17 protein-coding genes and 2 tRNA genes are annotated in these 12,166 nt (G+C 62.8%); 7 read left to right on the forward strand and 12 right to left on the reverse strand.

The window, feature by feature from the left end; translation table 11 throughout:
* Positions 1-157: 157 nt before the first annotated feature.
* Positions 158-1,357, reverse strand: coding sequence for an Ig-like domain-containing protein (locus tag KBX07_RS10500; RefSeq protein ID WP_255998578.1), 1,200 nt, complete (start codon positions 1,355-1,357; stop codon positions 158-160).
* Positions 1,358-1,675: 318 nt separating this feature from the next.
* Here KBX07_RS10500 and KBX07_RS10505 point away from each other — a divergent pair.
* The 3 genes from KBX07_RS10505 (at position 1,676) to KBX07_RS10515 (ending at position 3,003) form a co-directional block, all read left to right on the forward strand.
* A tRNA-Lys gene (locus KBX07_RS10505) sits at positions 1,676-1,748 on the forward strand.
* A gap of 81 nt (positions 1,749-1,829) precedes the next feature.
* The gene (locus KBX07_RS10510; RefSeq protein ID WP_255998580.1) at positions 1,830-2,393 is read left to right on the forward strand and encodes a TIGR00730 family Rossman fold protein; all 564 of its coding nucleotides are present in this window, start codon (positions 1,830-1,832) and stop codon (positions 2,391-2,393) included.
* 52 nt (positions 2,394-2,445) lie between these two features.
* A complete protein-coding gene (locus KBX07_RS10515) occupies positions 2,446-3,003 on the forward strand; it encodes an isochorismatase family protein (protein ID WP_256024071.1) in 558 nt (185 codons plus the stop codon).
* 72 nt (positions 3,004-3,075) lie between these two features.
* Here the strand turns inward: KBX07_RS10515 and KBX07_RS10520 are convergent, their stop codons facing one another.
* Entirely contained in the window at positions 3,076-3,354 is a 279-nt protein-coding gene (locus KBX07_RS10520) for a DUF3618 domain-containing protein (RefSeq protein ID WP_040423535.1), read from the reverse strand.
* A gap of 67 nt (positions 3,355-3,421) precedes the next feature.
* On the opposite strand from KBX07_RS10520, the gene bcp reads away from it, so the two are divergent.
* The 4 genes from bcp to KBX07_RS10540 all read left to right on the forward strand — a co-directional run bounded on the left by bcp (position 3,422) and on the right by KBX07_RS10540 (position 4,999).
* A complete protein-coding gene (gene bcp, locus KBX07_RS10525; protein ID WP_040423533.1) occupies positions 3,422-3,895 on the forward strand; it encodes a thioredoxin-dependent thiol peroxidase in 474 nt (157 codons plus the stop codon).
* A 74-nt stretch (positions 3,896-3,969) separates the two neighbouring features.
* Positions 3,970-4,051 (forward strand) — tRNA-Leu (locus tag KBX07_RS10530).
* 53 nt (positions 4,052-4,104) lie between these two features.
* Entirely contained in the window at positions 4,105-4,587 is a 483-nt protein-coding gene (locus tag KBX07_RS10535) for a hypothetical protein (protein WP_256024072.1), read from the forward strand.
* A 31-nt stretch (positions 4,588-4,618) separates the two neighbouring features.
* Positions 4,619-4,999 (forward strand): DUF3817 domain-containing protein, encoded by a 381-nt coding sequence (locus tag KBX07_RS10540; protein ID WP_256024074.1) that lies wholly within the window; start codon positions 4,619-4,621, stop codon positions 4,997-4,999.
* Positions 5,000-5,093: 94 nt separating this feature from the next.
* On the opposite strand, the gene KBX07_RS10545 is transcribed toward KBX07_RS10540, so the two are convergent.
* The 10 genes from KBX07_RS10545 to clpS all read right to left on the reverse strand — a co-directional run bounded on the left by KBX07_RS10545 (position 5,094) and on the right by clpS (position 12,042).
* Positions 5,094-5,471 carry a hypothetical protein gene (locus KBX07_RS10545; RefSeq protein WP_050748790.1) on the reverse strand — a complete coding sequence of 126 codons (378 nt, stop codon included), beginning with the start codon at positions 5,469-5,471 and terminating at the stop codon, positions 5,094-5,096.
* A gap of 98 nt (positions 5,472-5,569) precedes the next feature.
* Positions 5,570-6,172 (reverse strand): RdgB/HAM1 family non-canonical purine NTP pyrophosphatase, encoded by a 603-nt coding sequence (gene rdgB, locus KBX07_RS10550; protein WP_370687291.1) that lies wholly within the window; start codon positions 6,170-6,172, stop codon positions 5,570-5,572.
* Between the two features lie 11 nt (positions 6,173-6,183).
* Complete coding sequence (rph, locus tag KBX07_RS10555; protein ID WP_040424232.1) at positions 6,184-6,915, reverse strand: ribonuclease PH; 732 nt, start codon at positions 6,913-6,915, stop codon at positions 6,184-6,186.
* 10 nt (positions 6,916-6,925) lie between these two features.
* Positions 6,926-7,702 carry an MBL fold metallo-hydrolase gene (locus KBX07_RS10560; protein ID WP_256024077.1) on the reverse strand — a complete coding sequence of 259 codons (777 nt, stop codon included), beginning with the start codon at positions 7,700-7,702 and terminating at the stop codon, positions 6,926-6,928.
* Between the two features lie 52 nt (positions 7,703-7,754).
* Positions 7,755-8,609: a glutamate racemase gene (gene murI / locus KBX07_RS10565; protein WP_255995866.1), complete on the reverse strand. Its 855-nt coding sequence runs from the start codon at positions 8,607-8,609 to the stop codon at positions 7,755-7,757.
* Positions 8,610-8,646: 37 nt separating this feature from the next.
* Entirely contained in the window at positions 8,647-9,180 is a 534-nt protein-coding gene (locus KBX07_RS10570) for a MarR family winged helix-turn-helix transcriptional regulator (protein WP_255995867.1), read from the reverse strand.
* A 197-nt stretch (positions 9,181-9,377) separates the two neighbouring features.
* Positions 9,378-10,145 (reverse strand): rhomboid family intramembrane serine protease, encoded by a 768-nt coding sequence (locus tag KBX07_RS10575; RefSeq protein WP_083770259.1) that lies wholly within the window; start codon positions 10,143-10,145, stop codon positions 9,378-9,380.
* A 13-nt stretch (positions 10,146-10,158) separates the two neighbouring features.
* Positions 10,159-11,160 (reverse strand): P1 family peptidase, encoded by a 1,002-nt coding sequence (locus KBX07_RS10580; RefSeq protein WP_256024078.1) that lies wholly within the window; start codon positions 11,158-11,160, stop codon positions 10,159-10,161.
* Positions 11,161-11,164: 4 nt separating this feature from the next.
* Positions 11,165-11,704: a DUF2017 domain-containing protein gene (locus KBX07_RS10585; RefSeq protein ID WP_256024080.1), complete on the reverse strand. Its 540-nt coding sequence runs from the start codon at positions 11,702-11,704 to the stop codon at positions 11,165-11,167.
* 50 nt (positions 11,705-11,754) lie between these two features.
* A complete protein-coding gene (gene clpS / locus KBX07_RS10590; RefSeq protein WP_040423530.1) occupies positions 11,755-12,042 on the reverse strand; it encodes an ATP-dependent Clp protease adapter ClpS in 288 nt (95 codons plus the stop codon).
* Between the last annotated feature and the right edge of the window lie 124 nt (positions 12,043-12,166).

A 12,166-nucleotide genomic window follows, 5' to 3' on the forward strand; every position in this document is an offset into this window, starting at 1 on the left:
TGTCGCGACTGACCTGTCAACCATCAGGAATGCTGTCCCAGGCACGCCGTGTCAACTATGTCATGACTTCAGACACCGTCAGCCACCCCAACGCGAAAGGCCCTGTCCGCCCTTGAGAGGGAACGGACAGGGCCTTCTACTTTGGCCGCTTTGGTGGCTAGAAGTCCTCGCCTGCCTTGACGGATTGGCCCGGCTCAAGCTCGATGTTCCAGTAGCCCAGGCCGTCGTACGGGCTCAGCGTTTCGCCGCCGGTGTTAATGATTTCCACCGGGTCGCCGCGCTTGGTGTTTTGCAAAAACCACAGGGCATCGTCAGGGCGCGCGTTGATGCAGCCGTGCGACTGGTTGTGCTTACCCAGCGCCCAGATTGCCCACGGCGCGGAGTGGACGTAGATGCCCGAGTAGGACAGCTGCGTCGCGTAGTCGACCGGGGTGACGTAACCACCGTTTTCCAGCGCCAGGCCGTACGTGCGGGAATCCATGACCAAGTGGTCGTGCTGGTCGCCCACGACATAGGTGCCGTTCGGGGTATCAAATGCCCCGTCCTCACCGAGGGAGACCGGGAACGACTTGATCTCTTCGCCGTTCTTGAACACGGTCAGCGTCTTGCCGTAGTTGTTCACCACCGTGCGGAACTCATCGCCGACGGTGAAAGAGGTCTCTGTGTCCTCAGCGCCATAGATGCCGTCGCCCAAGTCGCGGCCGTAGAAATCTGCCTTGACGGTCACCTCGGTGCCGGGCTCCCAGTACTCCACCGGGCGCCAGCGCAGCTGGTTGGCGTCCAGCCAGATGAATCCACCCTCGGTGTCATTGGATGTTTCGACAGTGATCGCGTCCTCAACGGCCTGCTTGTCGCTAGGAGCGATGTCGAAGTAGAACGAGATCGCCTGGCCGACGCCAACCTCTTCGCCTTCCTGCGGGCTCAGGGAAGCGGTCGACTGCGCCGACGGAGTCACCGTCGAAAACGTCGCCGTCGAGGTCTTGCCGGATTCCGTGGTGGCTTCGACGGTGTACTCGCGGCTGTACCCCAGCGGCTCTGCCGTGGTCCACTCCGTCTTGTCGTCGTTGAGCTCGGCTTCAACCTCTTTGCCGTCTTCGTTGGTCATGGTGACCTTCTCAAGACCGGCGGGGGCGGTCACGGTGACTGGGACAACCGGTTCCACGTCCTCGGCACCGTCTTCGACAGAGATCTCTGCGGGGTCATCCTTGACCTCTTCCGTCGTCTCTGTCGCCTCTGAATTCTCCGCTGCGTTCCCATCCTGCTCGATGGTGCACGCCGCCAACGCCGAACCCGCGATGATCAATGCCACACCTGCGGCTGCCGCGCGCCTGACACGCGAACCCCAGCTCTTACTCATCCTCGAAACACACAACCCTTATTCAAGTCCCAAACAGGTGCCATACACGTGCAAGGCCCCGTCGCAACAACTTCTCACAATATAGGTGGCCGACACACGAACTCCAGTTGCATCACGGGCCTTCCACCAACCTGCCACCAAGCTGATATTAACCGTGTACCGTCGCGTTATCGCACCGTTACCCTCTGTTCAACGGCCAGCGAAAACAGGGCTCCCTCACCCTTTCCACCACCTCCCCGCTTTTCGGCAGTGACCTGGCGATTTCACTCTGCGCAGACCTAACTGCTATATTTTCTCTTCGTTGCCGTAACGGCCAACGCGCCACTAGCTCAACTGGCAGAGCAGCTGACTCTTAATCAGCGGGTTCGGGGTTCGAGTCCCTGGTGGCGCACACTACGACAGGCTGGGAGTTGCTCCCGGCCTGTTTTTCTTTGCGCGCATTCCGCACCCAGCCTTTTGTACCCTGGGGCCCGTGAATATCTCCGCAGTGACTGTGTTCGCGGGGGCGCGCGAGGGTGTGGACCCAACAATGACGTCCCTCGCGCACGCCTTCGGTACCGCGTTGACGCGCCACGGAATGACCCTGGTGTACGGCGGCGGCCGGTTGGGCATGATGGGCGCCGTCGCCCAGGGGGTCATTGATGCCGGCGGCGCCAGCGTGGGGGTCATGCCAGAGCACCTCGCCGCCCACGAGGTTGCGCACACAGGGTTGGGGGAACTGGTCATCGTGGATACGCTCGCGCAGCGCAAACGCATCATGAGTCAGCGGTGCGACGCGTTCGTCGCGCTCCCCGGCGGTGCGGGCACGCTCGACGAGCTTTTCGACGAATGGACCAACCAGCAACTCGGCCTGCACACCAAACCTATTGGCCTGCTCGGGGCTGATTTCTGGCGGCCGTTGACGGACATGATCGATCACATGGTGGCCCACGGGTTTGTGCGCCAGGAAGACCGCGACAGTCTCGTCGTGGCTGACGATCCGGATGAGCTCCTCGCCGCACTGACACAGTGGACACCCCAACCGCCCCGGTGGTGAGCACGGCGGTGAAAGCATCCGCGCGCCGGCCACGCGGGCTAAGCTGGCACGCATGAACCGCGCACTCGTTGTCGTTGACGTACAGAATGACTTTTGCCCCGGCGGCACCCTCGGCACCGCACGCGGTGATGAGGTGGCTGCCACCATCGCCGAACACATCGCCGCCGCCGATAATTACTCCCACATCGTCGCTACCCAGGACTGGCACATTGATCCGGGCAGCCACTTCTCGGAAGAGCCGGACTTCGTCGACACATGGCCGGTCCACTGCGTCGCCGACTCCGAGGGTGCTGCACTGCGCGCACCTATCGCAGATGTCCGCTTCGACGAGTACTTCCGCAAAGGCGAGTACGAGGCGGCGTACAGCGGCTTCGAGGGGGCGTCGGCAAGCGAGGGCGCGCTGCTCGCTGACTGGTTGAAAGCGCATGATGTCGCTGGCATCGATGTCGTCGGCATCGCCACCGACCACTGTGTGCGCGCCACCGTGCTCGACGGGCTGAAGGAAGGCTTCAACGTGCGCGTACTGCGCGAGATGTGCTCGCCTGTCGACGACGCATGCGGCGCCGCCGCCCTCGAGGAGATGCGCAGCGCCGGTGCCGAGCTGGCCTAAACCAGTCTAGAAACACGACCAGCGCACCCCGCAACGGATATTGCGCAGGGTGCGCTTGGGCGCGACGAAGGACTACTTGCGGTCTGCCAGCAGGCGCTGCAGGTCCTTGAGATCCTTCTTCTTCTTGCGCTTGTTGGACACGTTGATCACCACAATGGCGGCAATAGCGACACCGATGCCGGCGAGAACCTTCTGCACCTTGTCGTCTTTCATCTTGTTCTGCACCTGAGCCTTCGCGTTGTTGGCCAGGTTCTCCGGGCGGGTGCGGTCAGCGATCTCGTCGATCGTCTGGGCCAGGTTGCCGCGGGTGCGCTCGATGTCGCGCTGGATGTCGTTAATGTCGCGTGCCACGTCATACTCCTTTGTGGATAAATTTCTCTCGCCACCACAGTACTGCATCCCCGCTACAGTGGCGGGCATGACTGAAAACACACGCTTGACCCCCGGCGATAAGGCTCCCGACTTCACCCTCACCAACGACAAGGGCGACACCGTGTCGCTGAGCGACTATGCGGGTCAGCGCGTCATCGTCTACTTCTACCCGAAGGCGAACACGCCGGGCTGCACCACCGAGGCGTGCGATTTCTCCGAGAACTTGAGCCAGTTCAACGACGCTTCTGTCGCCGTTGTGGGCATCAGCCCTGACACCCCGGAGAAGCTGGCGAAGTTCCGCGCCGACCACGACCTGGGCTTCGAGCTGCTGTCCGACCCGGACAAGGAGGCAATGACCGCATACGGCGCCTTTGGGGAGAAGAAGAACTACGGCAAGATCGTCCAAGGCGTCATCCGCTCCACCTTCCTGGTCGATGCCGACGGCACCATCGAATCCGCCCAGTACAACGTCAAAGCAACCGGCCACGTTGGCCGTTTGCTGCGCGATCTGGACCTCTAGCTTTCGCCGCGAACTACGCGCCCTGTACACTGTGAACCGCTTCGCGCACCGGGCATCGGCTCATGCGCGAATAGGCGCCCGTGGCGGAATTGGCAGACGCGCTGGATTTAGGTTCCAGTGCCGTAAGGCGTGAGAGTTCAAGTCTCTCCGGGCGCACTACTCATTCCCGGCGCTTTTGGCGCACTTAGGCCGGTTGATAGACTTTCACTGTGACCGAACCAGCGCCGGGCTCCTCTTCCAGCCCCGAAGAACAGCCGCAACGCGACCATGTGCGCGTGAAGGCGTGGCACGTGCTGCTGCTCATCGCTGCTGTGATCGTCTCGCTGATGCTGGCTAACTGGCAGTGGTCGCGCTACACCTCCGGCACCGGTTCGCTACAAAACCTCGGGTACGCGCTGCAGTGGCCCATGTTTGGCCTTTTCCTCATTTTCATTTACCGCGCAGGCATGCGGATGGAAAACGAGAAGATTGACGCGGAGAACTCCGGCGACCGCATGCAGGCGCTTTACGACGCTGATGCCGCCGCCTTCGGCAACCCCTCCCCCAGCCCGAACCAAACCGACGCCGCGCCCGAGTCCCGCCGCACTGCCGACGAGGACCTCCTCGAGGACTTCCTGCCCTCGCGCCCGGAGCTCAACGTCGAGGAGTTCAACGCCCTGAACACGCCGCGACGCCGCCAGCACGACGCGTGACGCCCAGTACTACAAGGAGAAACTACACCCCATGACAACGCCCGAAAGCCAGCCCGCCCCGCAGCCGGGCCAGCCCCGTATTCACCCTGAGCGCCAGCGCCGCGTGAAGACCGCACTGAATCTTTTCTCCGTCGCTGCGTGGGTCACCGGTGTCATGCTGCTACTCCTGTGCGCACGCATGATCATGGAATACGGGCTGAACATGGATGTCAGCGCACTGAACTGGGTGGCGGTCGGCCACGGCTGGATGTACGCACTGTTCCTTCTGGCCACACTCAACCTGGGTATGAAGGCACGGTGGTCGGTGCAGACATGGCTGGTGACCGCACTGGCCGGCGTGGTGCCGTTTCTCTCCTTCTTCGTAGAATACTGGCGCCGCAGGGAAGTCAAGGCGGAGTTCGATCTGGCGTAGTGCCAACGCTGGGCGGGCGCGTCCAGCCCCTAGAAAACGTGAAAGGACCGGTGTGAAAACCGGTCCTTTGTTGTTGCACTAGTAGTCGGTGGGGCTATTCGCCGACCTTGGTCAGCACGAGAATGTCCTTGGCGTCGCCACCGTCCGGGGTCAGGGTGAGCGAGTTCTCGGTCTGCTCGGTCTTGTACTTCAGGTCCTTGCCGGTAATAACGTCGGCAAGCTTCAGGTCGTCGCCGTCGACCTCGCAGCGGGCGGTGTCGGACTCGTTAGTGTCCGGGTTGGTGACCATCCACTCACAGTCGCCGCCGTTGATCTTCAGAGTGACCTTGCCCGCTGCGACACCAGTCTCTGCGTCCTGGCCGGTGCCCTCCCAGGTGCCGTCCAAGGAGTTACCACAGGCAACGAGCAGACCTGCAGACATCACGGTTGCACCTGCGAGTGCGATTGCCTTCTTTGCTGACTGAACAGTCATTTTTGCGATTCCTCCAATGAGTTTGATTAGCATTTAATAATTCGACTCTACCAGCGCGGTGCTCCCTCACTCCGAGACGCAGCGGCCCGAGCCGATTGCTACCGTAGTGCCGCGATATGCGTGGCGAGCTCGCGCAGTGCTTTTCCGCGGTGGGAGCGGGCGTTCTTCTCCTCCGCACTGAGCTCAGCAGACGAGCGCCCGTCAGCATCAGCGGGCTGGAACAGCGGGTCGTAACCGAAGCCGTTGGAGCCGCGAGGCGCGCGCAACAGCGCACCTTCCCAGCGCCCCTCAGCGGTGACCTCGGAACCGCCGGGCACGACGAGCGCGCAGCAGGACACGAACGCTGCACCGCGATGCTCGTCAGGAATGTCGCTGAGCTGTGCTAACAGCAATTCGTTGTTGGCAAGGTCGTCACCGTGGCCGCCCGACCACCGCGCAGAGAGAACACCAGGCATGCCGTTCAAGGCGTCGACGGCGATGCCGGAGTCATCCGCCACGCACGGCAGACCGGTAGCCGCTGCCCCGGCGCGGGCTTTGATGAGCGCATTTTCGGCGAATGTCAGCCCCGTCTCCGCAGGTTCAGGGTAGGCCTGCACGTCGCGCAAGGAAACGAGCTCGATCTCGTCGATGCCGAGCTCAGAGAGAACAGTTTCCAGTTCTCCGAGCTTCTTCGCGTTTCCGGAGGCGACGAGGACACGCACAGGATTGGGGGTTACCACCCGAGGGCCGCCTTTTGTGCGTCGATAAGCTCACGGCATCCCTTTTCCGCGGCGTCGAGCATCAAGCCGAGCTGCTCGCGGCCGAAGAGGCCGTGCTCACCGGTGCCCTGCACCTCGACGAAGTCACCGGAGTCAGTCATGACCACGTTGAGGTCGACCTCGGCGCGGGAGTCCTCTTCGTACGGCAGGTCGAGACAGACGCGGCCATCGACAATACCCACAGAGACCGCAGCAACAGGGGCGAGCAGCGGCTCGCCGGGGACGACTCCTTGCTCCTTGAGGTAACCGATCGCGTCCGCAAGCGCGACGTACGCGCCCGTGATCGAGGCCGTGCGAGTGCCGCCGTCAGCCTGCAGGACATCGCAGTCGAGCTGAATCGTGTTCTCCCCCAGCGCCGTGAGATCCACAGCGGCGCGCAGCGAGCGGCCCACCAGACGCGAGATTTCATGCGTGCGGCCCTTGACCTTGCCCTTCATCGACTCGCGCGGCATGCGGTCGTGGGTCGCAGCCGGCAGCATCGCGTACTCGGCGGTCAGCCAGCCTTCGCCAGAGTCCTTCTTGAAGCGCGGCACGCCCTCTTCGGCGGAGGCGGTGCACATCACGCGGGTGTTGCCGAACTCGACGAGCACGCTGCCCGCCGGGTTTGAGGTGAATCCGCGGGTGATGCGCACGGGGCGCATTTCGTCCAGAGCGCGGCCGTCGGCACGCAAGAAAGCTTCAGTCATGCTCACGAGCCTACAACTCGTAGACTGCCTTAGCCTCGCCGAGCACGATCTCGCCTTCGAACTCCGTGCGCGCAGCTTCCAGCGTGGCTTGCATGTCCGACCACGGTTGGATGTGCACGAGCACAAGCTTGTCGACGCCTGCCTCACGCGCAATCACACCCGCTTCCTGCCCCGACATGTGCATGCCCTCAGGGGTGCCGTCACCCTTGTACGGGCCCCACGCGGCTTCGCAGAGGAAGAGGTTGGCGTTACGCGCGGCGTCGATAAGCGTGGGCGTGTAGCAAGAATCGCCGGAGAAGCAGATGACGTTGCCTGAATCGCGGTGCTCCACGCGCAGTGCGTGCGACTCAGCAGCCGGGTGGACAACAGGGAACGGGGTGACCGTCACCGAGTCGATGTCGACGGGCTTGCCGGATACCCATGCCTGAAAGTCGAACGTGTCGGACAAATCCGCGATGTCATCCGGCCCGTCGCCGCACATCCGGCCAATGTGTTCTGGGGTGTAGCTGGGCCCGCACAGCTTGTGGCGCTGCCTGGCAGGAGCCGTCGGGTGAAAGCGGCGCCACACGCACAGCGACGCGGTATCGGAGCAGTGATCCGCGTGCAGGTGGCTAAACAGCAGGTGCGCATCAGACGGGTCCGCGACTTCCTGCATGGCAGCCAGCGCACCGGGACCAAAATCCATGAGGATGCCCGGCTCGTTCGCCCCCGTCTCAATCAGGTAGGAAGAGCCTGGGTTGCCCGGCGCTGCCAAGGACCCCGTGCACCCGAGAACTGTCAGCTTCATAACTTTACTGTTACACAAACCTGAGGGAAAGGTTAAGCCAGAGAGCGGAAGATCACGCATGGTTTTCCTCTGAGACACCCGCCACAGACGCGCCTGCAGCTGGGCCGAGGAAGCGCGGGCCGAGGCGGTGGAAGGGTTCCGGATCACCGGTCGATTCGAAAGTGCGGACTGGCTCATGGTCAACATCGGCGAACATATCGCGCTCCGTGAGAATGCGCAGAACGTCCTTGGCGGTCTCTTCCGCAGAGGAGACGAGGGTGACATCATCGCCGATAGCCAACTGAATCACGCCAGATAGCAGCGGGTAATGGGTGCACCCAAGCACAAGCGTATCCACGCCCGCCGCCTGCAGCGGCTCCACATAGCCTTGGGCTACGCCGAGCACTTGACGGCCGTGAGTGATGCCGGCCTCCACAAACTCGACAAAAGCGGGACATGCCGCCGCCGTCGCTTCAATCCCGGGAGCAAGGGAAAACAGATCTTGGTACACACCAGAACGAATGGTGGCTTGGGTACCAATGACGCCGACTTTGCCGTTCCGTGTCGTCGCAACAGCGCGGCGGACGGCGGGTTTGATCACCTCGATGACGGGGACGCTATAGCGCTCGCGCGCGTCATGCAGGAAGGCGGCGGAAGCCGTGTTGCACGCAATGACGATCATCTTGCAGCCACGCTCCACGAGATCGTCCGCAATTGCCATAGCGTGGCCGCGCACCTCAGCGAGCGGCTTCGGGCCATAGGGCCCGTTCGCGCCGTCGCCGATGTAGATAACTGATTCCCCCGGCAGCTGGTCCATGACAGAACGTGCGACTGTCAGACCGCCGAAACCGGAATCAAAAATGCCGATGGGGGCGTTATTGCCCCCACCGACGTTGTCATCGCTGAAGCTGTCACCACTGTCCATCATGATTGGCCAGTCTAGTGACAGCCGCAGCCGAACTGCATTAAGCGGCGTCCAGGCCGGAGGATTCGCCGACCAGCGGGGAGTCCGCGACGACCGGGCGAGCCGGCTCCGCCAGAGCAGCAGCCATCTTGGCCAGAGCGGAGGAGACGACCTCCATCTCGTAGTCCGACAGGTTGTCGAACATGATGCGGCGCATCTCGCCCACGTGGCCCGGGAGCCCTGCATCGACGGTCTTGGTGCCGGCCGGCGTCAGCGTAGCGAAAGTGGAGCGGCCGTCGTTCGGGTCCGGGGTACGGGAGACGAGGCCCTTCTTCTCCAGACGCGTGACAACGCGGGAGAGGTGAGACAGAGACATCATCGTTGCGTCAGCCAGTTCGGTCATGCGCAGAGACTTCTTCGGAGCCTTTGCCACGTTCAGGAGAGCCTGAAATTCGAAGTAGGTGACACCTGCATCACGCTTGAGCTGTGCGTCCAGAGTCGACGGCAGCTTCATGTGGCAGGCCCAAACGCGCGTCCAGGTCTCAGCCTCGTGCGCAGAAAGTCGTGTGTTCAAGTTCGCGTCCATGTTTCCCATAACGCTTAATATAATCTAAGACCTTAGAAGTTCATGTGCTGACACAGAAAATATTTCTTTTGCATGTACCGAAAACGCAGTGAACAGGTCTTTTGCTCAGAAAATTTTCTGAAAATCTGAATTTAATCTGATTTCCTTGTCCATAACCGAACAATGAATGCGCGACAAAGAAGCCTTTGCCCATGTAGTTCACAGGTTCAGCGCGCTTGCCTCCGCGCCTGTTTCTCAGCCTTCCGGGATTGCTTCCTGGCCTGCAGTTCCGGCGGATCGTCCGAGGTGATCAGCACACCAGCGGCGACACCGCCAAGGCCGCCGAACAGGTGAGCCTGCCAGCTAATGCCGTCCTGCATAGGCAAGACACCCCAAATAAATCCTGAGTACATCAGGCCCAGAACACCCGCCAGCGCAATCTGGCTGCCGGAACGGTTGAAGAATCCGCGTACAAGCAAGTAGCCCAGCCAGCCGTACACGAGCATGGAGGCGCCGATGTGGTTTGTCCCCAACCCGCCAAGAATCCACGTGCCGATCCCGCCCACCAGCACCACGAAGGCCGTGACCTCCCAGAACACCCGATGCCCGGAGTAGCCGATCAAAAACGCGAAAATCGCGCCGGGGATCGTGTTGGACATCAGGTGCTCGAAGTTCGCGTGCAGGATCGGCGATGAGAGGATGTGCGGCAGCGAAGAAGGGTCCAGCGGGTGAATGCCGAAGTACGTCAACCGGCCGCCGAAGATGACCACATTGACTATGTGCACCGCCCAGATGAGCACCACATATCCGATGGCGTAGGTGAAGCCCGTTCGCGTTTGCTGGCCGCGGGAGCGGTACGGACTCCTTTGCTGAGAGGGCACAACGGGACCGCCGCCAACGCCGGGAGCACCGTGCTGACCGGGTTGACCACCGTAGGGGTTGAAACCGTATGTAGGTCCCTGGCCAGGATGCGGGGAGGAATATGGATAGCTCATGGTGCGGCCAAGCTTAGGTGATCTCGCTCCACGCGGCGACACCATAACCAGGTTCAGCGGCCGCGACGCCACGGACGACTGCAGCTTCGACGCACCGAGCGGACGCGTCGCACAAGGCGTAGTAGAGCTCCGGGTCCGCGGCGGCGTCGGCTGCGGACCCCGTGTAGGCCTCCGGTTCGGCGGTGGAGACTGCGAACAGGGTATCGCCGTCGAGAGCCGAGTGTGCGGGGCGCACGGCGCGAGCAATCCCGTCATGGCCGGTCATCGCGAGGCGCTCAAGCTTATCGACGCCCACCGGGCAGTCCGTCGCCACCACCCCGATCGTGGTATTCAGTTTCGGTTGGGGCCGCTCCAACGCGGCAAAGGCATCCAGGTCCACAGCGGGGCGGGCGGGGTCGCCGAAGAAGCGGCCAGTGGCCGCGTCAATGACACTGCCGAGCGGATTGGCCACGACAGCGGCGGCAACGGTGAAATCGTCGACACGTGTTTGTGCGACGCCGAACCCGCCGCGGAGAACGCCGGCGGTCGCGCCACAACCCGCACCGACTGAACCAACAGGGACGGCAGGGACGGCAGAGACCGCATCGCCGCTGTGGCCGTCGAGAGCCGCACGTACTGCGGCGGCACCGTCCTCCGGGCTGGGCCGGTGGTTCGGGTCGCCGATGATGAGGTCGAAGATGACGGCAGCGGGGACAATCGGCACCCGCGGACCCGGGTCGCCTTCACCGAAAACTGCGAACCCGAGGCCGCGGGATTCCAGCTCGCGCATCGCGCCATCGGCTGCGGCCAAACCGAAGGCAGAACCCCCGGCCAGCACGATCGCGTTCACGCGCTCCACTGTGTTGTGGGGTTTCAGTAGGTCAGTTTCCCGGGTGCCGGGGCCGCCACCGCGCTGGTCGACGGCTGCCACCATGCCGGCGGCGGACGTGGAGACAAGCGCCGTCACTCCCGTGTCGCCTAGCGATTGGTGGCCGAGGGCTAAACCGGGGAGGGAGAAACCGTCGATAAGATCCATCCGCTCATTCCCCCATGAGGGCCTGCAGCAGCGATTCCTGGCAGTACGCGAGCCACTCGACAAGGTTGTCGCGGTCCTGCTCAGCGGCCTCTGTCGGGGCGTCAGCAGAAGCGACGTAGAGGCGCATGTCGTTCAACGCGGCGATGACCTGCTGCGCCTCGTGCTCCTCGACACTCACCGCGACCCCGCCGGTCGGACCAAGCGCAGCGTTGATCACCTGCAAGTTCGCCAGCTTCGCCTTGATGATGTCCGTTTCGTGCAGGCTGCGCAGCAGAGCGTTGTCGCCGTCGAATTCTTCGTCCCCGGCGCGCTCAAAATCCGGCAGGAGGCGGGCGAGCGACGGGTCCGCCGGTGCCTCGGTGTGGCCGGAGGGCATATCCATCATCTCCGCGAGCTCATCCTTCGGCGCGGACTGCGCGCGTTGGATCAACACCTCCGACACCGTGGCCGTGAGATCCCCAATGACCTCGCGCTCCATCGGCTCGAACACAGTGCTAAAGCGTGTGGCCCGCATCAGGCCTTTCTTCCGCCGCCACGGCTGCATGCCTTATCTCCTTTCCAAGCTTGGCCACATCACGCGGCCGGACGGGAACTTTAACCAGCTTGCTGCATCGTGGCCCACAGACCCGCGGTGTGCAGCTTCTTCACGTCGCCCTCGACCTTGTCTTTCTCGCCGGAGGACACCACGGCTTTGCCTTCGGTGTGCACCTGCATCATCAGCTCCTGGGCGCGCTTGCGGCCGTAACCCAGCACTGTCTGGAACACGTAGGTGACGTAGCTTTGCAGGTTCACCGGGTCATCCCACACAATGCACATCCACGGCAGGTTCTCCGCCGTGTCGACGTTGACCTCAATCTGCTCATCAAGGTCAGGTGTGGCCATGGGGGAACCCATCCGGACACCGGGCCGAATCTCAGGGTTGACACCAGTCATGGCTTCAAGCGTACTAAAGAGTGCTCTGCGCGTACGCCCCACGGCCACGGCCACTGCCACTGCTACTGACACG

The organism is Corynebacterium sp. CCUG 70398 (assembly GCF_024454055.1).
GTDB classification, from domain to species: domain Bacteria; phylum Actinomycetota; class Actinomycetes; order Mycobacteriales; family Mycobacteriaceae; genus Corynebacterium; species Corynebacterium genitalium.

Bases quoted from the DNA above. Each gene is read 5' to 3' on its own strand.
- murI (WP_255995866.1), bottom strand. From the start codon at position 8,609: ATGATGGACAGTGGTGACAGCTTCAGCGATGACAACGTCGGTGGGGGC.
- KBX07_RS10515 (WP_256024071.1), top strand. From the start codon at position 2,446: ATGAACCGCGCACTCGTTGTCGTTGACGTACAGAATGACTTTTGCCCC.
- KBX07_RS10585 (WP_256024080.1), bottom strand. From the start codon at position 11,704: ATGCAGCCGTGGCGGCGGAAGAAAGGCCTGATGCGGGCCACACGCTTT.
- clpS (WP_040423530.1), bottom strand. From the start codon at position 12,042: ATGGCCACACCTGACCTTGATGAGCAGATTGAGGTCAACGTCGACACG.
- KBX07_RS10540 (WP_256024074.1), top strand. From the start codon at position 4,619: ATGACAACGCCCGAAAGCCAGCCCGCCCCGCAGCCGGGCCAGCCCCGT.
- KBX07_RS10545 (WP_050748790.1), bottom strand. From the start codon at position 5,471: ATGACTGTTCAGTCAGCAAAGAAGGCAATCGCACTCGCAGGTGCAACC.
- KBX07_RS10560 (WP_256024077.1), bottom strand. From the start codon at position 7,702: ATGAAGCTGACAGTTCTCGGGTGCACGGGGTCCTTGGCAGCGCCGGGC.
- KBX07_RS10500 (WP_255998578.1), bottom strand. From the start codon at position 1,357: ATGAGTAAGAGCTGGGGTTCGCGTGTCAGGCGCGCGGCAGCCGCAGGT.
- bcp (WP_040423533.1), top strand. From the start codon at position 3,422: ATGACTGAAAACACACGCTTGACCCCCGGCGATAAGGCTCCCGACTTC.
- rph (WP_040424232.1), bottom strand. From the start codon at position 6,915: ATGACTGAAGCTTTCTTGCGTGCCGACGGCCGCGCTCTGGACGAAATG.
- KBX07_RS10580 (WP_256024078.1), bottom strand. From the start codon at position 11,160: ATGGATCTTATCGACGGTTTCTCCCTCCCCGGTTTAGCCCTCGGCCAC.
- KBX07_RS10575 (WP_083770259.1), bottom strand. From the start codon at position 10,145: ATGAGCTATCCATATTCCTCCCCGCATCCTGGCCAGGGACCTACATAC.
- KBX07_RS10570 (WP_255995867.1), bottom strand. From the start codon at position 9,180: ATGGGAAACATGGACGCGAACTTGAACACACGACTTTCTGCGCACGAG.